At 48.2% G+C, this 21,059-nt stretch carries 17 protein-coding genes; 5 read left to right on the top strand and 12 right to left on the bottom strand.

The window, feature by feature from the left end:
* Window positions 1–83: 83 nt before the first annotated feature.
* Together proC and NCI00_RS25055 are read left to right on the top strand one after the other, a co-directional pair.
* Window positions 84–887, top strand: a complete 804-nt coding sequence (gene proC, locus NCI00_RS25060; protein ID WP_114460377.1) for a pyrroline-5-carboxylate reductase — start codon at window positions 84–86, stop codon at window positions 885–887.
* Between the two features lie 81 nt (window positions 888–968).
* A complete protein-coding gene (locus NCI00_RS25055) occupies window positions 969–4,634 on the top strand; it encodes a DUF7948 domain-containing protein (protein WP_253532254.1) in 3,666 nt (1,221 codons plus the stop codon).
* Between the two features lie 51 nt (window positions 4,635–4,685).
* Here the strand turns inward: NCI00_RS25055 and NCI00_RS25050 are convergent, their stop codons facing one another.
* The 9 genes from NCI00_RS25050 to NCI00_RS25010 form a co-directional block, all read right to left on the bottom strand.
* Window positions 4,686–5,396 (bottom strand): zinc metallopeptidase, encoded by a 711-nt coding sequence (locus NCI00_RS25050; protein ID WP_114067515.1) that lies wholly within the window; start codon window positions 5,394–5,396, stop codon window positions 4,686–4,688.
* Window positions 5,397–5,492: 96 nt separating this feature from the next.
* The gene (gene rfaE2 / locus NCI00_RS25045; RefSeq protein ID WP_114067514.1) at window positions 5,493–5,978 is read right to left on the bottom strand and encodes a D-glycero-beta-D-manno-heptose 1-phosphate adenylyltransferase; all 486 of its coding nucleotides are present in this window, start codon (window positions 5,976–5,978) and stop codon (window positions 5,493–5,495) included.
* Window positions 5,971–7,014 (bottom strand): lysylphosphatidylglycerol synthase transmembrane domain-containing protein, encoded by a 1,044-nt coding sequence (locus tag NCI00_RS25040; protein ID WP_166559824.1) that lies wholly within the window; start codon window positions 7,012–7,014, stop codon window positions 5,971–5,973. Before NCI00_RS25040 ends, rfaE2 begins: the two co-directional genes overlap by 8 nt.
* A gap of 10 nt (window positions 7,015–7,024) precedes the next feature.
* Entirely contained in the window at window positions 7,025–7,378 is a 354-nt protein-coding gene (gene panD, locus NCI00_RS25035; RefSeq protein ID WP_253532253.1) for an aspartate 1-decarboxylase, read from the bottom strand.
* A gap of 148 nt (window positions 7,379–7,526) precedes the next feature.
* Complete coding sequence (gene panC, locus NCI00_RS25030; RefSeq protein ID WP_253532252.1) at window positions 7,527–8,411, bottom strand: pantoate--beta-alanine ligase; 885 nt, start codon at window positions 8,409–8,411, stop codon at window positions 7,527–7,529.
* Between the two features lie 162 nt (window positions 8,412–8,573).
* Window positions 8,574–9,557, bottom strand: coding sequence for a metallophosphoesterase family protein (locus tag NCI00_RS25025; RefSeq protein WP_253532251.1), 984 nt, complete (start codon window positions 9,555–9,557; stop codon window positions 8,574–8,576).
* Window positions 9,558–9,573: 16 nt separating this feature from the next.
* The gene (locus NCI00_RS25020) at window positions 9,574–9,933 is read right to left on the bottom strand and encodes a DoxX family protein (protein ID WP_253532249.1); all 360 of its coding nucleotides are present in this window, start codon (window positions 9,931–9,933) and stop codon (window positions 9,574–9,576) included.
* Window positions 9,934–10,018: 85 nt separating this feature from the next.
* A complete protein-coding gene (locus tag NCI00_RS25015; RefSeq protein WP_253532247.1) occupies window positions 10,019–11,290 on the bottom strand; it encodes a M14 family zinc carboxypeptidase in 1,272 nt (423 codons plus the stop codon).
* 47 nt (window positions 11,291–11,337) lie between these two features.
* Entirely contained in the window at window positions 11,338–12,591 is a 1,254-nt protein-coding gene (locus NCI00_RS25010) for a glutamate-5-semialdehyde dehydrogenase (RefSeq protein ID WP_253532246.1), read from the bottom strand.
* 228 nt (window positions 12,592–12,819) lie between these two features.
* Here NCI00_RS25010 and NCI00_RS25005 point away from each other — a divergent pair, with 228 nt between their 5' ends.
* From NCI00_RS25005 to NCI00_RS24995, 3 genes are all read left to right on the top strand, one after another.
* Window positions 12,820–13,188: a BlaI/MecI/CopY family transcriptional regulator gene (locus NCI00_RS25005; RefSeq protein ID WP_114067508.1), complete on the top strand. Its 369-nt coding sequence runs from the start codon at window positions 12,820–12,822 to the stop codon at window positions 13,186–13,188.
* A complete protein-coding gene (locus tag NCI00_RS25000) occupies window positions 13,185–15,263 on the top strand; it encodes a M56 family metallopeptidase (protein ID WP_253532245.1) in 2,079 nt (692 codons plus the stop codon). Before NCI00_RS25005 ends, NCI00_RS25000 begins: the two co-directional genes overlap by 4 nt.
* A 228-nt stretch (window positions 15,264–15,491) precedes the next feature.
* Window positions 15,492–16,013: a GtrA family protein gene (locus tag NCI00_RS24995; protein WP_166559832.1), complete on the top strand. Its 522-nt coding sequence runs from the start codon at window positions 15,492–15,494 to the stop codon at window positions 16,011–16,013.
* A 116-nt stretch (window positions 16,014–16,129) separates the two neighbouring features.
* On the opposite strand, the gene NCI00_RS24990 is transcribed toward NCI00_RS24995, so the two are convergent.
* The 3 genes from NCI00_RS24990 to NCI00_RS24980 form a co-directional block, all read right to left on the bottom strand.
* Window positions 16,130–17,665 (bottom strand): M20/M25/M40 family metallo-hydrolase, encoded by a 1,536-nt coding sequence (locus tag NCI00_RS24990; RefSeq protein ID WP_253532244.1) that lies wholly within the window; start codon window positions 17,663–17,665, stop codon window positions 16,130–16,132.
* A gap of 50 nt (window positions 17,666–17,715) precedes the next feature.
* A complete protein-coding gene (locus NCI00_RS24985; RefSeq protein ID WP_253532243.1) occupies window positions 17,716–19,689 on the bottom strand; it encodes a S9 family peptidase in 1,974 nt (657 codons plus the stop codon).
* A 211-nt stretch (window positions 19,690–19,900) separates the two neighbouring features.
* Window positions 19,901–21,059, bottom strand: a 1,159-nt coding sequence (locus NCI00_RS24980) for a 3-coathanger stack domain-containing protein (RefSeq protein ID WP_374758866.1), incomplete at its 5' end; no start/stop codon positions are given.

Below are 21,059 nucleotides of genomic sequence, written 5' to 3'. Positions count from 1 at the left end.
TTTGTAAACTTACTCAAAATCGCGTTTTATTGCCAAAATATCCCCAATTTTGCGCTTTAACCACCAATTTTTACCCCGAACCAATGAAAATTGCTATTGTAGGTTGCGGAAACATGGGCATGGCCTTTGCCAAATCGTTTTTGCAGTATGATCTTGTAAAAAAAGAGAACCTTCTTTTGATTGAAAAAAGCGCCGACCGCGCCGAAACCCTGCGTACCGAAAACACGGGCGTGGTCATTGAAACCATCAGTACGCACATAGGAGAGTACGATATTGTGATTCTGTCGGTCAAGCCGCAGGATTTTGCGGCGGTGCAGGATGCGTTGCGCGAAGTATTACAGCCACAGCAGGTGATATTGTCGATTATGGCAGGGATTCCGATTGCCAATATTCAGGAAAAACTTGACCATCGGCTGGTGATTCGGGCCATGCCCAATACCCCCGCCATGCTTGGAATGGGCATCACGGGCTTCTCGGCGGCCAAGGAGTTGAGTTTTGCGCAATTGCTGAAAGTAGATAACCTCATCAACGCCACGGGGCGTTCGGTGTTTTTGGAAGACGAGTCCATGCTGGATGCCGTGACCGCCCTGAGCGGTAGTGGCCCAGCCTATTTTTATTATTTGGTCAAAGCGATGGTCGAAGCGGGCAAGAAAATGGGCTTTGAAGAGTCGTTGGCGACGCTGTTGGTCAAACAAACCATGTTGGGTTCGTTTCATTTAATCAATAATGCCGACAAAAGTTTGGATGACTTAATCAAGGCCGTGGCGTCAAAAGGCGGTACGACAGAAGCGGCTTTACGGGAGTTTGAAGCGGGCGATTTGTCCAAAACCCTTCAAACGGGAATCTTGGCGGCCGAGCGTCGGGCGAAGGAATTGTCAAAAGGATAGAAAACAGCAAGTAATCGGGCTTTTTCAACGCCAAAGTCATAATTCTTCGTAATTTAAAAGCAGCATTTTCGTTTTTTCTGTATGAAGCAAATTTTACGTATTACCTTACTATTTCTGGGAATTACTGGCGGGCTGATGGCGCAAAATTCCGCCGCGGTTCGATTTGTGCGAAATCAGGGACAGTGGGAGGCCGCCGTGCGCTATTGCGCCGAAATACCGGGAGGGTATTTGCTGCTGAAAGAAAAATCGCTGATGTATGTCTTCTTTGAAGAAGAGGCACTGAAGAGTGTTCACGCCCGAAAAGGTGCGCCCAATGCCCGCAAAACAGGTGCGTTAAACGGGCACGCCGTGGAAGTGCTTTTTGAGGGGGCAAACCCTACGTTTAACGTAGAAGAACAACACAAAAATCCCGCCACATACAACTACTTTTTGGGCAATGATCCCAACCGTTGGGCGTCCAATGTGGCGTCGTTTGGCGAAGTAATTTACCGTGATGTGTATCCCGGTATCGACTTCAAAATGTACGCCTTTCGGCAAACGCTCAAATATGAATTTTTGGTGGCCCCCAATGCCGATGCTTCGCGTATTAAAATGCGCTACGCGGGCAGCAAAGAGCTAAAACTGGTCAACAACGAGCTGGCCGTGGCCACCACGGTCAATCAATTCAAGGAAGCGAAGCCTTACACTTACCAAGAAATCAATCAACACAGCAAAGAAGTAGCTACGCAGTACCGGCTAGAGGGAGAATATCTTTCGTTTGATTTTCCCAAAGGCTATGACCGCTCGGCCCCGTTGACCATTGACCCGGAATTGGTTTTTTCGACTTTTTCGGGTTCTTACGCCAATAACTTTGGCCACGCCGCTACCTACGATACACAGGGAAATTTGTACTCGGTGGGCACGACGCATTCTCTAGGGGTTTTTCCTACCACAGCGGGGGCGTTTCAACGACAAATAGGGGGGCAGGTAGATATTGGACTACTTAAATTCAGTCCCGATGGTACGCGGTTATTGTATGGCACGTACATCGGTGGTTCTGATTGTGACGTGCCTCATAGCATGATTGTGAACAACAAGGATGAATTAGTGATTTTTGGAACGACATCATCCCTCAATTTCCCGCTTACTTCGGGCGCTTTTCAAACCCGTTTTGGGGGCGGAACTCCCGTGATGCCTCTCGGTGGATTTGAGTTTAATAATGGTATGGATATTTTCGTCCTGAAATTAAATGCTACGGGTAGTGTGCTGACGGGCAGTACCTACGTGGGCGGAAACGGGAGCGATGGATACAGCCGCACGCCTGATTTTACGTTGGCCAATTACGGAGATGAATTTCGGGGAGAAGTAGTGGTCGATGATAAAGACAATGTCTACGTAGCTACTTCAACCAATTCCTCTAATTTTCCGTTGGTGAATGCGCCCGGCAATCAATACGGTGGCCGTCAGGATGCGGTCGTGTTCAAATTGAGTTCGGACCTGAAAACGATGCTCATGAGTACGTATTTGGGCGGAACTTCAGTCGACGCAGCGTACGGAATCAAATGGGCCCCCTCGGGAGCGGTCTACGTGACGGGAGTAACCCGAAGTTCTAATTTGCCCGTAAAAACAGGGGCTTTTAAAAACACCCTTTCAGGGTTGGAAGATGGTTTTCTGGCTAAATTCGCCAATGACCAATTGGCCCAAATTACTTATTTGGGTACCGATAGCTCAGATGTTGGTTATTTGGTGGATGTAGATGCCGAAGAAAATGCCCACGTTTTTGGAATTACAAACGGTAAATATCCCGCTACGGTGGGTACTTACAATGTGGCAAACGCAGGCCAATTTGTTCATGCACTTGATAAAAACCTTGCCCAAACGGTATTTTCAACCACCATCGGCTCTACGCGCGGGCGTCCGGACATTGCCCCGACGGCTTTTCTGGTCAATGAATGTGGCAATATTTACTTGTCGGGCTGGGGTGGGGTTGTAAACAGCCGAAACGGTTATATTTTGTCAAGCAGTACCATCGGGCTGCCTACTACCGAAGATGCGTTTATGCGTACCACCACGGGTAGTAATTTTTACCTTGCTATTCTCGAAAAAGGAGCCAAATCATTGTTATACGGCACATTTATCGGGAGTACCGTCACCAGCGATGACGGCGACCATGTGGATGGCGGAACCAGTCGTTTTGCCAAAAATGGTGTTATTTATCACGCTACTTGCGTTTGTCGGCAAGCCAATTTTCCTTCGACTCCCAATGTTTGGTCCGTCAATCGGAATAGCCTTGACTGTAACAATGCGGCCTTTAAGTTTGATATTGACCGCATGAAAGCCGATTTTGATACCTACGAAGGGTCAACCAAGGGCGTTGTGTCGGGATGCGCTCCCCTGACGCTGGATTTTGTCAATACAAGCGTAGGTGGAAGAACTTACAATTGGGACGTACAGGGTAACAACATCTCGCGTGACCCCGTTAAGTCAACCTATACATTTAATCAACCGGGTGAATACCGCGTTACGTTACGGATATTCAATCCGTTGGTGTGCCGAGGGCAGGATGTGGTGACCAAGATTATCAAAGTGGGTGTTTCAAAGGCCAAAGCGAACGGTGATACGACTGTTTGCGCGAATGTGGGCGTGCCGCTTTTTGCACAAGGAGGTATTAAGTATTCGTGGAGCCCAGCGGCAGGTTTAAGCAATCCTAACATTGCCAACCCCATCGCAAAAGTCAACGCTACTACGCAATTTATCTGTACCGTTACCGATTCTAATTGCACCGTCAAACGCAACGTGACGGTTACTGTAAATAATAATAAACCTGATTTTCAGGCTTTAAAAGATACCACGATTTGCGTGGGTCAAAGCGCAATTCTGACGGCTTTGGGCAGTGCCACTCGTTATCGTTGGAGTCCCGCATTGACCTTGAGTGATTCTGTCGGAACACGCATAGTAGCTAAACCGACCCAAACGACCACTTACACCGTAACGGGGGTTTACGCAGATGGTTGTTTACCCCAAAAAAGCGTAACCGTCAGGATTGAAGATACCAAAACGGATTTCAGGGTCGTGCCCGATACCATTATCTGTGCAGGACAGAGTGTACAACTCCTTGCGCAGGGAGGAGCAACTAAATATACTTGGCTGCCTTCGCCGACTTTATCGGATGTTACAATTCGTAACCCAGTGGCGAAACCTACCCAAACGACTACTTACACCGTGACGGGTACGTACCCCGACGGATGCACCCCCGTGCGAACCATCACGGTTAATGTAGAGCAAGGGCCGCAAAATGTGCGCTTTGAAATAGAGCCCGTTTACGCCTGCGGACAACCCACTACGTTGCAGTATTTTAATAGAACCTCTGGCAATGCAAAATTTGAGTGGGATTTGGGGAATGGTACGCGCAGCACCAACGCTACCCCTGCGATTGCCACCTATACCCAAAACGGCACCTATCAGGTGACACTTAGCGCGTTTTCGGCCTATGGATGTGCCACCTCGGTGACACAGACGGTGTCGGTATTGAACTTAGATAAGATTCCTAACGTCATCACCCCCAACGGTGACGGCAAAAACGACACGTTCATCATTGGAATTCCCAACGCTCAACTGGAAGTATTTAACCGGTGGGGAAAGCAAGTGTACAGCAATGCTAATTATCCCGATGATTGGGGCAAAGGGGTTTTGAACGGCACGTACTTCTACCAATTAAAAGTAACCCCCACGGTCCAGTGTAAAGGCTGGGTACAGGTCATAGAATAAAAAAAGCGGCTTTCGGGCCGCTTTTTTTATTGTGTTTTTAAGTAATCTCCATTAGTCGTCGCTTCTTCTTCCAAGCAACATACTGGCGTAATACATCAGGTTGGCCAGGGCGCCCAATGCCGCTACTACGTAGGTCATGGCGGCCCACCACAGTGCGTCTTTGGCCATGACGTGCTCGTTGCGATTTACGATGCCGCGCTGCTCTACCCACGCCAATGCCCGACGGCTGGCGTCAAACTCTACCGGCAGGGTAATCAAAGCAAAGAGCGTTACCCCCAAGTTGGCCACAACCAAAACGGTCAAGAGGGTAGTACTCACGATTCCTTGGTTATAGAATATGAACCCGCCGATAAACAGCATCGCCATGTTGAACATGTTAAGGATATTGCTGCATACCTGCACCACCGGAACCAACGCCGAGCGCATTTTTAGCGGCGCGTAAGCCACTTTATGCTGTACTGCGTGGCCGCATTCGTGGGCTGCCACGGCCGCCGCCGAAACGTTGCGTCCATGATACACATCGGCACTCAGGTTGACGGTTTTATCAACGGGGTTGTAGTGGTCGGTGAGCATTCCTTCTACCTGGGTAATACGCACATCGTAGATGCCGTTGTCGCGCAACATGCGGTCGGCGATTTCGGCCCCGCTCATTCCGTTCATCAATCCCACCTGCGAGTACTCCGTAAATTTGCTTTTCAGACGCCACTGGACAAACATCCCAATGACCATGAATACGATACCAATAAGAATTAAACCTCCCATTTTTGTTTCTTAGATTTATTGATTTTAGGTTGATTAATGGATTTTTGTATCTATCAACAAGAACATAAAACCGTCAAAATCTACTTAAAATCAGGGTTAATAGCCTTTTTTTATCTTCTCAATAAGTAAAGAAGTAGAATAACCTTGAACCAACGGAACGGTTAATACTTCTCCTCCTCTTTCAACGACAAAATCCGCGCCAACGATATTTTGGGGAGTATAATCATCGCCTTTTACCAAAATATCAGGACAAATTGTCTGAATCAGCTCCAGAGGAGTGGGCTCACCGAACAAAATGACAGCATCCACAAACTCCAACGCGGCCATCAAACGCGCTCTGGCGTACTCATTGACCACGGGGCGCAGCGGTCCTTTCAGTTTGCTGACCGAGGCGTCGGTGTTTAGGCCCAGCACCATTTTGTGGCCGAGGTTACGGGCTTTTTCTAAATAGTCGATATGCCCTAAGTGGACAATATCGAAGCAACCATTGGTGAAAACAATTTTTTTACCCTCTGCTTGCCATGCGCGAGCGGCTGCGGCGCCAGCTTCCCATGACATAATTTTGTCGGCAGTATTAGACATTTTTGTTTGAAATAGAATGTGAAAGTGAAGTTTGACTTTCGGCTTTGGGGCTTTTGACCAAGGTGATAATGAACGAAATACCGCCTAACAACAACATCAGAATCATTTGGGTACCGTGGATGTAGGTGGCCAATGCCAGCCCATTTTCTTTGGATAATCCGTACAGTACCAGCGCGCTACTGACCAGAATATGGTACGGCCCAATCCCACCCTGTACGGGTGCTGACATTCCCAATCCGCTCATAATCAGAACGGTCAATCCCGCCAAAAGGGTAAGATGGGACGATTCGGGGAGCACAAAAAAGCACACGTAAGAACTGAGCAGGTACATCGTCCAAATCAAAACCGTGTGAAAAACAAACGCCCACGGATTACGAAGTTTACGAACGCTCAAGAGTCCTTCCACCAATCCCAGCACAAATCCTTCGATTTTAGCAAAAAGAGAATTCTGACGCAGTCGTTCGGCGTTGTTACGATAAAACCACCAAGCCGCTACCGCAATGCCTATTCCCAATACGGCCACGCCGCCCAAAAGGACTATTCGCCCAGAGCCGTTGCCCGAGCCCATTCCCAGTTTTTCACCGAAAAGGCTCATGAAAAAATCGCTCAATCGGTTGAATTCCAGTATGAAAGCCAAGCCAATGAGCGCTAGAAGGCTAATGACATCAAATACCCGCTCGGCTACTACCGTACCAAAGCTGACGTTGACGGGCACACGTTCTAACCGATTGAGCGTGCCACACCGCGTCACCTCTCCCGCGCGGGGAATGAGTTGGTTGGCAAAATAACCCGTAAATACCGCCACGGTAGAGTCAAATGAAGAGGGTTTAAAACCTAGTGGCTCAAGCAACATATTCCAGCGGTAGGCCCGACTCCACGCGGCAATGATGGTAAAGAGGGTAACCAGAATGAGCCACCAATGATTGGCATTTTCGAATTTAGCCCACATAGCGGCCAAATCCATGTCTTTAAAAACGTACCACATCAAGCCACCCGCAATGGCCAGCGAAAGACAATATTTAAGGATATTTTTCATGGGTAAATGGCTAACTGCCAATTATTTTATTGTTTTCGTCGGGAAAAACGACTTTAGGTTTAAACGTTTTTGCTTCTTCCTGAGTCATCATGCCGTACGAAATAATGATGACCACATCACCTACCTGCGCTTTGCGGGCGGCTGCGCCGTTGAGGCAAATAATGCCCGTACCGCGCTCACCCTTAATGACATACGTAATGAGTCGTTCGCCGTTGTTATTGTTGACTACGTGCACTTGTTCATTTTCCAGAATACCTGCGGCATCCATCAGGTCTTCGTCAATCGTAATGCTCCCAACGTAGTTTAATTCTGCCTGAGTGACCTTAACGCGGTGGATTTTTGATTTGAATAATGTGACAAACATCTTGAGAAAAGTTATTAATCAGTGGTAAAACCGTTGAGAAAATGTTTGTAAAACAGTGTCTCGGCTCTCTTGCTGAAAATGAGTGATAAGCTAAATGTCTATGTGGTTAATCACCTGAAAAACGGCTAATCGGGGGGCAAAGTTCACGTTAAAAAACCACATTATCAATCAGACGCACTTTTCCCAAATGAGCGGCAATGCAAAGCGCCGTTTGTCCTGCATCGGCCATTGCCTCGATGGTTTGAAGCGAATGGGCGTCCACAATCTCAAAATACTCCAATCGAAAGGCGGGTTGTTGCTCAAAATGCGCGCTGATTTCTCGTTTCACTTCAGCAGGGGTACGGCCTGAAAGCAACAACGATTTGGCTAGGCTTAATCCTTTAAAAATATGCGGGGCAATGGCGCGCTCTTCCGTCGTGAGGTTTCGATTGCGGGACGACATCGCCAGTCCGTCGGATTCGCGGAGGGTGGGGCAGGAGTGAAGTTCAATCTGAAAACCAAGGTCAATCATCATCTGGCGAACCACGGCCACTTGTTGTAAGTCTTTTTGGCCAAAGTAGGTCCGGTCGGGCTGAACGATGTTGAACAACTTAGACACCACAATCCCGACCCCGTTGAAATGCCCAGGCCGAAATTGCCCTTCCATGACGTGCTCCAGTGCCCCAAAATCAAATTTTAAAATAGGTTTAGCATAAGCGTCTGACGGTTTAGAACCGTCGGACGCTTTGGCCTTTCCGTACATCTCTTCGGCCGACGGCGCAAAAACGGCATCACAACCTGCGGGAGCGAGCATCGCACAGTCGGTGTCGAGGGTACGGGGATAACGGGCGAGGTCGTCGGGATTATTGAATTGAATCGGATTGACAAAAATACTGCAAACGCTAAGGTCATTTTGCGCCTTGGAGGCTTCGATGAGCGACAAATGTCCTTCGTGCAATGCCCCCATGGTGGGTACAAATCCTACGGTCTTGCCTTGTTGGCGTTGTAAACGCAAGTATGAGCGGAGGTCGGCGATGGAATGAAAAATATGCATTACGCTTCCTGAAATTTTGGACAAAGCTATATAAATCCCTTTTACGAATTGCAATGTATACCAGTTGTAGCAAAAGCAACGGACAAAATCGGAGTGCTCACCCACAGTAAATAATGGAAGCTGATGCCCCACTTCCATCGTCATATCTACATCCTATTGCAGCTATCCAGGTTGTGGCACAAATTCTATCTTTAAGTAAGCGCCCGTCGCGTTGGGATTGGTGACGATTTGGGGTAAACCGTTGACTACATCTAGTGATTGGTTGTGGGTGTGTCCCGCAAATACTCCTAGCAGGTTGGGCGCTTTCATTGCTTCTTTATGAAAAGCCATGGTCACTTCGGTGTGTCCCGCTTCTGGCCACCGCTGACGGCGCTCTAACTCATAATTTCGGTCTGTTTTGGCACTCCATTCGGGATGCCCACACCCGAAACCCATGCCTCTTTCGGGCGCATACAGGGGGATATGAACCATCAAAACTAAGGGTTTTCCCGTGGCAACTTCTTTACGGAAAAACGCCAACTGCTCGGGCAGGATTTCGTAAATAGAATTGTCGATAACGACAAAACGTACGCCCTTAACTTCGCGCACGGTCATCAGTGGATTTTCGCCCTGATAGAGCGGAAAAAGGCGCTTTTTTGTCCACGTATCGCGCAGTTCCCTTGCCGAGCCCGACATTCCTTCGTAGTGCCAATCGTGGTTTCCTGCGGTATAGACGTAGGGTAAATTGGCCGTTTTTAATTGTTGACTTACCCAATCAACGGCGGCTTCGGAAGGAAAACTCATGATGTCGCCAATGAGTGCCACCAACGAAACCCCTTCTTTTTGGGCAATGGCCAGTGTTTCCTGAAAGCATTTTTCGGGATTTGTTGGTTCACCCGTCTGAAAATGCTTCGTTTGGTTGTAGGCTTTGGCCATGCGGGCGCTGTATTGTCGGTAAGGTTCTCCTCGCGCATCATCAATGAACAGGTGCGTGTCGGCTACAAATAGAATACTAAAACGCTCGCGAATGGTGGTGTTGAAGAAACGCACCCGGTTGGCATCAATGGCAAAAGTGCCTCGGTCTAGAAGCGTTGGTTGGGTGGTATTTTTAGCATGAATGGCTAAAGGTGCCAAGGCGAGAGATGAAAGCAACGTTCGTCTTTTCATGGTCAATGTCGTAGGATTATTTTTTATGAATGAACCAAGCCCATAAAATAAACACAAATTGCAGGGGTAAGCGAATCAGCGCCATTTGATGACTGCCGATGGCGGGATTTTCTTTGAATACATCAACGATGTGCAATGGCAAAAACAGTAACATCAGCACGAGAATCCCGAGGGTAGACTGTGGGCGAAAGGCTGGAATAAAAACGCCGATGCCCACGATGATTTCGGCTATTCCTGATAGATAGTTGATGGCCTCGCCCGGTAAAAAACTCGGAACAAAAGGAAGGTACATTTCGGGCTTTAGGAAGTGATTTACACCCCCAAAAATCATGAAGGCACCGAATAGGTACGTCAGGATGAGTTTTAGTATTTTCATTTTTAATGGTATAAGGTTTAGGAATAAACAAAATGCGGTGGATTTAAGCAACCCACCGCACCAATTTTTTTGCATTTTAAAAAAACTACAAACTTTTCAAAAATCCGCTTTCGACTTTCCAGCTTTTCTTGTTGGAACGAAGCTCAAAATTGCCTCGGTCGCCCAATCTTAATACAAGCGGCTTGCCTTTAGCGTCAACGAGCATAGCGCCTTGGGCGTCGAGTTCATCAATGCCGTAGAAGACCGACAAATCGCCGAAATCTTCGATGCTGCTGCGGTAACTGAACGCGGTGGCGTCGGCATTGTTGACCTCGTTGCGGTTAATGGCGACATCAACGGTGTAGGTTTGACCATTTAATTCAGTTTTGGCATTACGAATGATGAGGTCGTAGTGGTTACGCGCGTTTTGGGGGATTTTCTCGTAATCGTTTCGATTTTCGCGGGCATAAGTGCCATCGGCAATGGATTCTAGCGCGGTCAAAATGGCCACAAAATTCATTTTGCGCAGATACTGCTTTTCGGGGTCATTTTTGTATCCCCCTGATTCAACCAACACCAAACTGGTGCCCCACTTGGCGATGTTGTCGCCAAAGGCGCGTGGTTCAAACTCATCCGAATAGCGTGCTACTTGGTTGGGGACAAACTTTTGCAATTCACGGTTCATGCCCACAATCAACTGCATGGCGCGCTCACGAACAGAATTGATGGTACGCTCTTCGTTGTAGGCCGTTGCCAAAAACGAAATTGCGGCTACTTCTTTCGACTCACCTACGCTGTAGCGCGGGCTTTGGTCGTGGAGGTTGAAACCCACGGCAGGTTTGAGGGTCTGCTGAAGATGTTTGAGCAATTTTGACTCGGGGCACTGCAACCGCAACGCGTCGCGGTTCATGTCGATTTCTTGCGCGGTGCGGCGTTGCCAACGCTCCACGCCGTCGGGGTTGAGCATCGGAACGAAATAGAGCGTACTTTTTTCCTGAAGCTTTTTGCGCAAATCGTCAAAGCCATCGCCGCTTGCGCTCAGAAAATTGAAAATATCCAGCAATGCCATTGTGGCGGTGGCTTCGTCGCCGTGCATCTGCGACCACAGCAAAACGGGAGGTGCGCCCTTGCCGTATTTTAATTGGAAGATTGAACGGCCCTCAAACGATTTCCCCGCCTCCGTGACGCTGAAATTGGGGTTGGCTTTGGCCTTATCGATGAGGGGAACCAAATGACGATGTTTAAACGCCCGACGCTCGGCGACGCTTTTTTCTTTGAACATCTCGTGCGCGTCGAAAAGGCGCTGTGATAGGTTGTTTTGGGCAAAAATGGTTTCAGACATACAAAAAAAGAAAACCACCAATAGTAGGTGTTTCATGTGGGCTTGAGTGTTTAACGTTAGGTTTTATACAAAGTTAAGTTATTCTACCAGCGCACCTGCCCATCACCCACAACCACCCATTTCTCCGTTACCAATTTTTCTAAGGCAAAGGGCCCTCGTGCGTGAAGTTTTTGGGTCGAAATGCCAATTTCGGCGCCGAGTCCAAACACCCCACCGTCGGTAAAGCGCGTGGAGGCATTGGCATACACGGCGGCGGCATCTACTTCATTGAGAAAACGCTCAATGGAAGATTGGTTTTGGGAAACAATGGCTTCAGAGTGGCGCGACGAATAATTTTGAATGTGTGAGAGGGCTTCGTCCAGACCATCTACGATTTTTACCGCTATTTTGTAATCCAGAAATTCTCGCCCAAAATCCTGCGGTTGAGCGTGTTGGAGCATGGGATATTGCATTTGCTCAAATAAAGGATAAGATTCATCGTCGGCAAATACTTTTACGTTCCATTTGATAAAATCTTCTTTGAGCATCGGCAAAAAAGTAGTCGCAATGGCTTTGTCAACAATCACGCAATCCATCGAATTACAAACCGACGGACGTGATACACGCGCATTTACTACAATGTCGCGGGCTTTGGTCAAATCGGCCGTAGCTTCTACGTAACCATGGCATACCCCCGCGCCCGTTTCGATGGTTGGAATCAGTGAGTTTTTACGCACAAACTGAATCAAAGATTCTGAACCACGAGGAATGATAATATCAACATAGCGCGTAGCCGTGAGCAGTTCCATCACAAATTGGCGGTCGGTTGGTAGCAACATCACCGCGTTGGTGTCTATGCCGTTTTCTTGCAATGCTTGGTGAATCAACCCCACCAAACAACGATTGGAGAAATCGGCTTCTTTGCCGCCTTTGAGCACGCAGGCGTTGCCCGAGCGCAGGCACAGCGCGGCTACGTCTACGGTTACGTTGGGGCGCGATTCAAAAATCGCTCCGACCACGCCGAGCGGCACGGCTATTTTTTTAAGTTTGAGTCCCTGTTCAATTTCTCGCTCAAACAACACCTGTCCCGATGGGTCGGGCAATTGCGCCACGTCGCGCAGGCTGTCGGCCAAGCCCTGTATACGTTTTTCGTTGAGAAATAAACGGTCTTTTTTCGGGTCTCCGTCTGGCATACGCTCCATATCTTTTTGGTTTTCAGCCATGATATGGACTTGGTTTTCAATCAGTATGTCAGCCAAACGATTCAGGAGAGTCGTTTTTTGCGCACTCGTCAAACGGCGCACTTGGGCCGCCGCTTGTTGCGTAGCTTGGAGTTGGGGAACAATCGTGGTGGTCATTTTTTTAGTCGTAAAAGCTAACGATGAACGAATAACCGGTTAGCTATTTTAGGACTGTAAAATTGGGCAAAAAAGCCGCAAAACCCAAACTTGGCAAGTTTAAGAAACTGGCTAAGTTTTATCTACGAAATATTTCGTATAAAAAATTTGGTATTACGAAAGTCTTCGTATATGTTTGTTACGAAATTATTCGTAGATTAAATAAATGCTTAACCGCATGACAAAACCATGAAACCAACCGATTCTGAACTCGAAATTTTGCAGGTGCTTTGGCAAGAGGGGCCCTGCACCGTGCGGCAGGTGAATGAGCGCCTCGCCCAAAACAAAGATGTGGGCTACACCACTACGCTTAAACTGATGCAGATTATGCACGAAAAAGGCCTTTTGACGCGTTTGGAAGAAGCACGGTCGCACGTGTACGCTGCCAATGTTAGCGAAGAAGAAACGCAATCGACCTTACTCGAACGCTTTGTCGACACGGCTTTTCGCGGCTCAGCCAGCAAACTGGTCATGCATGCCTTGGGCAATCACAAAGCCACTCCTGCCGAACTCGACGAAATTCGTAAACTCTTAGACCAAATCGAAAAACAGCCATGAAACTTTTCTCATTATCCTCAGAACCCGTCATCGAAGCTTTTGGTTGGATGCTCCTCCACGCCGTTTGGCAGGGGTTTGCCATTGCTCTAGTGGCCGCTGGAATCTTGTTTTTGCTACGTCGAAAGGCGAGTTATAGCCGTTATTGGACGGGTATCGGTGCTTTGTTGATTCAGGTAGTGGCCTCAGCAGGTACGTTTGCGTTGTATTATCAACCTCGTGTATTGCAGGCGTCTCTTCCTAAAGTGACCCAATTTGCGCAGCCCTTGATGACAAAAGGCTCGCAAGTGATGATTTCCTTACCTTGGTACAAGCAGACTTTGTGGTTTTTGCAGAGCCATCTGGAGACCATCGTGCTGTTTTGGGTCATTGGCGCCTCTGTATTGTTGTTGCGTTTGGTTGGGAGTTGGGTGTATGTACAACAATTGAAGGCCGAAGGGATTCGACTGACCGAATCGGGCATTCAGGATATGTTTCGGCGAATTGCTACTGCGCTCAACATTCGTTCAACCGTGCACTTGTTTGAGTCGGTACGGGTGAGTACGCCCGTGGTCATTGGCTTTATTCGCCCCGTCGTTTTGCTTCCCGTTGGGCTAGCGACTGGATTGAGTGTCAAGCAAATTGAGGCGATTTTGGCGCATGAATTGGCTCACGTGAAGCGGTACGACTATTTGGTTAATCTCCTGCAATCGTTGGTTGAGGTGGTATATTTTTTCCATCCCGCGTTGTGGTGGGTGTCGTCGCGGGTGCGCATTGAGCGTGAGCATTGCTGCGACGACGTAGCGATTCAGATTTGTGGCGACAAGGTGGCCTTTGCCCGGGCGTTGGCCGAAGTGGAAGCGTTTCGTCAGTCGCCCGCGTTGGCCATGGCCTTTGCTTCCAAAAGAGGGGTGATGTTGCAACGTGTGCGCAGGGTGCTGGGGGTTCCCGAAAAACCGCAGCAGAGAATGAGTCCCAATGCATTGGTATTGCTCGTGCTGTTGGTATTTGGGGTGTCGGTGTATGCGTTTCAACCGCAAGATAAGCCTAAGGCACCCAAAACCAAGAATATCAGCCATACATCCAAAGACGCAAAAATTGAATTGGATGAAAATGGAAAACTCACAAAAGTGACGTGGAGACAACGCCCATTAACCGCGGAGGAAGTGGTAGAATTGCAGAAATTAAAAGACAAGCTTGACAATGGAGAAATCACGCTTGAAAGCATCAAAAATGCGGAGCAAAAAGCCATTTTAGCTCGTCTTACCGATGCCGAAACGGGCCTTCATCAAGGAATGGCGGCCTTGGCAAACGGACTTTCTCACATTGATTTTGAGAATATAAGCATTACAGATGACCAATTGGATGCAATATCTGAACAGGCATTGGCCGATGCCCAACCCATTGTTGACGCCATTGCGGTTGCTTTTTCTGATACCATTGATGAACGTAAAATGCAGTATCATCACCGCAGAATGGACAGCCTCAACCGATTGATGGAGCCTCAACACCAAAAAATGGAAGCCCTTCGGTTGGAGATGGAGCAGCATGAATTCAAAACCAGCGAGTTGGAACGAAAAATGGAGGTGTTGGAATGGAAAAAGAACAAGGCCGCCGATGAACGAAACCAAGTGCTCGAAAAACGAAATAAGGTGATGTACCAAGAAGGGCAAAAAGTAAAAAAATCAGCGGCCGAAGTTGAAAAGGAAATCGACGAGTTGGAAAACCAAATCAAGCAGCGCGAAACGCAGATGCAGCAGTTGAATCAACAATTGGGAGAGTTGCGGCTCCAACTAAAAACGGTTCGCAAACCTGTGGAAGAACTGGAAAATCAAATGCGGGAATTGGAAGAACTCAACGAGAAGTATTCACGCGAAATAGACTTTCACGCTGTAGAAATGAGTCGTGCCTATCCGCCGCCGCCGCCGCCGCCCGTTGAGCCAGCGAGAGCAAGAGTGCCCCGCAAGATATCACCACCGCCGCCGCCTGCCGAGCCTGCACCGCGCGTTGGTACTCAAACACCCAAGGCGGTACGGCCTCCCACGAGGGTAGGACAACCCGTGGCCCCTGTCACTCCTACACCGCCTAGAAAAAAGTAAACGTCTAGCAAATTCTTAAAAAACAGTTTTCGGCTTTGAGTGCTTTTGCACCGAATTGTCGAAAACTGTTTTCCTTTTTATGATTTTTATTCCAAAAAAAACAGATATACCAAAGACCGATAGATAAAAAAGGAGAAGGTTTTTTGCGACCGTATCCGAAATGCGTTTATTTTGTGCCTTCATATCCGCTGTTTCATGCCATTTGTTTGATGAAAGTGGCCTTATTTTATGCTTGTGAAGAAGAAATCAACACTATTCAATTTTAAAGACCTCATCGTATATTTTTTGATTGCAGGCACTGGCGCGGCGGTACAATTTGTAGCAGGCAGTTTTTTTCGTAACTACGTTGATTTTTTTACGTCAGTATCGTTGGGCTACATCGTCTCGTTTGTTGTGGGCTTTGTACTCACCAAAATGTTTGCTTTTGATGCCCGCAATACCAATAAAACCCGCCGTGAGATGGTGAAATTTGGTATTGTAGCCTGTATTTCTTTTGGAATTACGGTTGGTTTTGCGGCTTTAACGCTCAAAATTCTGCACTCATCAGATCCCAACGATTATATTTATAAAATTCCGTACGGTATCATTCCCGAAAAATACAAGGATGTCAACGTCACCGAGGCATCTTCTACGCTGGTAGGAATGGGACTGAGTTTTGTCAGCAATTATATTCTTCACAAAACCTTTACCTTCAAAAGCACAGGTTTCTACGACCGCGCCAAAGCGGCATTGCACTTAGGCAGAGACTAAGCGTCAGACGCTTGTTTATTTTACTTGTTCCTGCGTCAAAATCGCCATCCAGGTTTTTATTGCTCATAAGCGTCAGACGGGCTGGGCGCCCCCGTTCAAAACCGTCCGACGCCTGTTTATTTTACTTGCTCCTGCGTCAAAATCGCCATCCACGTTTTTATTCCTTCTACATAATTACCCAGTCGCAAATTTTCATTGGCGGCGTGTTGATTGTTGTCCATGTTGACCATCGGCACGTGAATAGCGGGCAAATTCAACTCTCTTAAAAACGGCACAATCGGCACGGAGCCGCCCGTCATGCGTATTTTGATGGGCTCTTTGCCAAAGGTGCGCATCATGGCGGCCGTCAGCCAGCGGTCGGGGTAAATGCCGAAATCGGTCCGGAAAGGCAGCATTCTGGATTCCCGTTCGGTAAGGGTGACGATTTTAGGGTATTTGAGGCGTTCTTCATCGGTGGGTTTACGATTCAGAATAACGTAACCTTTTCCTTCAATGTGTTTTTTTATCAACGAAACCAAGCGGTCGGGGTCGGTTTCGGGAACCAGTCGCAGGTCTATTTCGGCAATGGCCTCTTCTGGTACGATGGTGTTGGCTTTTTCGCCGATGTTGGCACAAACCAGCCCCCGAATGTTGAGAGAAGGATACTGCAAGGCTTCCTGATAATTGGCCCCTACCTTATCGGGCGCCGCAAAGCCTAGTTTTTGCCTAATGTTTTCGGGACTGTCGGGAACTGCCGCCAGAATTTTGCGGGCGTCGGCGTCGATGCTGATGCCGTCGTAATAGCCCGGAATCGTCACGCGGCCGTCTTCGTCTTTCATGGAGGCCAGCAACTGCGCCATGCGCAACGCCGGGTTAGGGGCATAATTTCCGTAATGGCCGCTGTGTTGTGGTGTTTTTGGCCCATAAGTGGTCAGCGTAATGGTGGCAATGCCACGACAGCCGTACGTAAGCGTAGGCTCGTTGGAGAGGTGCCGTCCGCCATCCATCACCATCAGAAAATCAGCGGCCAGTTTTTCTTTGTATTTCTTCACAGCTTCGGCCAGGTGTGGCGCACCGATTTCTTCCTCACTGTCCAAGATGACTTTGATGTGGTAGGGGGAGTTGATGCTTTCTTTTTGCATCATGTCCAAGGCCGCCAGCAACATCAAAATTGGCCCCTTATCGTCCGAAACAGCCCGGGCAAAGATGCGCCATTCGGGGTCGTAGCCCGTTTGTAGGTTGTTCCAGTCTATCTTTTCCCATTGGCCGTTGGCTCCCCGTTTTTTCAGGACGGGCTTGTAGGGAGATTCCTGTTGCCATTTTTCGGGCTCCACGGGTTGTCCGTCGAAGTGCATGTAAAACAACAATGTTTTGAGCGGTCCCGAGGTTGGGGTAGCGGGTTTCTTCTCGGCAAAAAAAACAGGGTGCCCGCCCGTTGGCAGTGCTTCGGTGCTGAAGCCGCGTTTCTCAAAGGCTTTTTTCAGCCAATCCAAGTTGGGCTGAATCTGCTCTTTGATGTGCGCATTGCTCGGCAAAACCATAAAATCATACAGGTCGGCGTAGTAGTTTTTAACGTGTTTTTGGACAATAGATTCCAAGTTGGGCTTGGGCTGGGCCGATGCAAAAAGTGAAATCAGGGAGAATATACAGAGGGATAAAAGTAGTTTTTTCATTAAGTTAGGAGTAGTAAAATTAATAAGAGTAAAAGCTCAGTTTTTAAGGTTTAATTCTTCGTTTCTTCGCCAAAGACCCATTTTCCAAACCATTGTAGGTTTTCTTCCATGACCTGCCGCATTTGTTTTGGTTTGGTAATGCCGTGGCCAAAGCCTTTATAAACCACCATTTTGACGGGGACGTTGTTGTCTTCCAACGCCAATCTCAGCTCGTAGGCATTGGCAATGGGCACGCGCCGGTCCAGTTCGCCGTGTTGAATGAGTGTCGGAGTTTTTGCGGTTTTGATGTACGAAATGGGGGATGTTTTCTTATAAATCTCGGGGTCATTCCACGGTGTTCCTTTGAGGTATTGCCGCGTAAAAGGCGTAATGTCGGTATTTTGGTAATAGGTGGCCCAATTGGAAATTCCTGCCCCGACCGACGTTGCTTTAAAACGGTCGCTGAAGGTGGTGATGAACGCCGAAATATAGCCACCCTGACTCCAGCCCATAGCACCTACTTTGTCTTTGTCGACCATGCCTTTTCCAATCAGAAAATCCACGCCCGAAATGACATCGTCGTAATCGCCCACGCCCAAATTGCGGACATTTAACGCCCTGAATGCTTTGCCATAGCCCGCCGAACCACGGTAGTTGGGACGCAGTACCAGTGCGCCTTTGGCCGCAAAAAGTTCGATGGGGTAGTAGCGGTCGGCCGTAATGCTCGGCATATCAATGCCCGTTGGGCCACCGTGGATTACGACCAAAAGTGGATATTTCTTGGTGGGGTCATAATTGGCGGGTTTGATTAATACACCTTCGATCGTGGCGCCATCGCGCGATTTCCAGCTAATCACTTCCCGGCTCGCCGTTTTGTAGGGTTTGAGTTGGTCACTCATTTGCGTCAGGATTTTGGGCGAAAAAGCGGGAATGGTCGAAACCGCAATTTCTCCCATTTGATTGGGCGAAGCCATCACAAAAGCGATTTGTTTGAAGTCTTTCGTGAATGAGAACTGGTTGGCGATGAGGTTGTCAGGTTGCGTAATTTTGGTAAACTTCTTGGTGGATGGATTGAGTAAAAACAAGTGCGCACTCGTTTTCTGCAAGCCACCAAACCAAATCCCTTCGCTCGACCAATTCAACAGCCCAGCGTTTTCGTCAAAACTTTGGCTCAAAACGGTCGGGGTTCCTCCTTCGGCAGGCACGCTTGCAATGAGACGATTGGCATAAAAAAAGAATTCGTCTTCGTTGGCCGTTACGAATGCAATTTGCTTTCCATCGGGCGACCAAACGGGGTTATTGTCGGGGCCTTTCATGGAAACAATCTTCCGGGTAGTGGTGTCGGCCAACGTAAGTACATAAATATCAGCCGTATGGCTGTTAATCAAGTCAGGATTTTTGGTGGCATCAAACGCGATTTTTGTGCCGTCGGGAGAAAAAGAAAAACCGCCCACCGAAAAATCCGTTCCTTTCGTCAGTGCTTTGGGCGTGGGGAGCTTGGTGGCGGTGTCCGAAACGGGCAAGATGTAGAGATGCGTCATTTTGTAATCCTGCTGCACCACTTCATAATCGCTGTATTTTTCCACCCGTTCTTTAAACGCTTTGGAATCGGGAACGGTGGTGGCAAATACAATGGATTTTCCGTTGGGCGAAAAGTCAAAATACGATACGCCCGTTTCAAATTTGGTGAGCGCTTTGGCCTCGCCACCCTGCGGATTGATGACGTAAATTTGGCTTTTATCGTCGCGGGTGGAGAGAAAAGCCAGCGTTTTGCCATCGGGCGACCAGACGGGGCTACTGTTTGATTTTTTGGAGTTGGTAAGCGGGTATTTCTCGCCCGTAGCGGTGTTGGCCAGCCAGATTTCGGTCTCGTAGGCATTCTCTTCCCAATTGGTTTCTGTGACGGTATACGCCACCCAACGACCATCGGGTGAGGTTTTCGGGCTGCCCACGCTTTTCATCGAAATTGATTGCTGAATGCTGGGCGTTTGGGCAAAGGCCATTACTCCCACAAGGCAAAACAGGGGTAAAAGGTTTAGTTTCATTGGATGAAGTTTAATTGCCCCTAAAAATAAAGATTTTAAACAGGAAAGGGCCGCAAAATTTTGCAGCCCTTTCGTTTAAATCTAAAATCCAATGTCTTTGGATACACAGACATTGGCGTAGAAGTCGTGGTTATTAACTATGCCCAACGGGAGAGGCGTTTTCCTGTTCAAATCTACCTGCCAGATTTTTTATAGTCCATCTCTAATTGCCTTATGGACACGTCTTTATCTCCGCTTGGAAAGTACTCGATTTTTCTGCTGTGAAGCCGGGGAGTAAGGTGATGGCGTTGCCTGCTTCATAGACTACGTTGGCACGGGGCGTAAAAGTGACGTGGCCTACTTTCTTGGTGGAGGTAAGGGTCGTGACGGCCTTGAACCGTTCTTTGCCTGTGATTACATCGTAACCTACCGCAACGGTATTGGTCGCCACCACAATGGTAAAGGTCTCCGAACCGCCCGTGCTGCAATTCGCCGAATAGGAGGTGGTAACGGCAGGACTAAAACTGACCGAAGCCCCAGTTTGTGGACTCGGCCCGCCCAACCAAGTCAGCGTGCCTGTGCAACCACTCGCGCTCATGGTGATGGATGCGCCCGGACAAATAGCGGGTGTTTCGGGTGTAATGGTAATCACATTGGGGGTAGTGCAATTTTGTGTATCTCCTGAGATGCTCCAACCCTCGCCCCCCGAATTTCTACCTGATACCATTTTGATTGGCTCTGCCCGGGTTAATTGAAGGGGTGCTTGCCCTGTAATTGTACCCGTAGCGGGAAAGACTCCATTTTTTGAGGAGAGCGTCAGAATCGCCATTTCACCCGCATTGATGGTGGGAGCTTTTGCAATCGCAACTATTGGAAGCGAACATTGATTCGTAATGTTGATAAATGTCCCGTTTACTTCTTCAGTCAGCGTCCGACCTGGTTCCTCCACCGTTGGGGAGGCATAAGCACGGGTTATTACGGTATTGGGCAGTGAACGGGACGCACCGATTGGCAGAAAAAACAAGTCATAGCATTTAGAAGTATTTGTTCCAGTCAACGCAAATTTGACGTCAGCGACTGAAATCCAAGAAGCCCCTACGGTAGTTCCGCTCCCTTGCTCTCCTCTGTACAAAATATTCAGCGTAAATACAGAGGTGTCTGCCCCCACATCCGTCAATGAAGTTATACTAAAGTAATCTCCTGAGGAAAAGTTATTTCGACTTTTAATAGACGGGTTTGCGAGCTGAGCACTTTTATAGAAAATCCTTAAATTGGCATTTCCCATTACAAATGCACTGTCGGGGGCCTGAATTTCTACGCTGACAATGGCACTATCGCAAGCGATTACTTTGGGGACAAGTCGCAACTTAAAACTTGTCTGGGCAAACGCT

Origin of the sequence: Runella salmonicolor, assembly GCF_024158025.1 — a bacterium.
GTDB lineage: Bacteria > Bacteroidota > Bacteroidia > Cytophagales > Spirosomataceae > Runella > Runella salmonicolor.
This window is presented reverse-complemented; position numbering and strand designations above follow the sequence as displayed.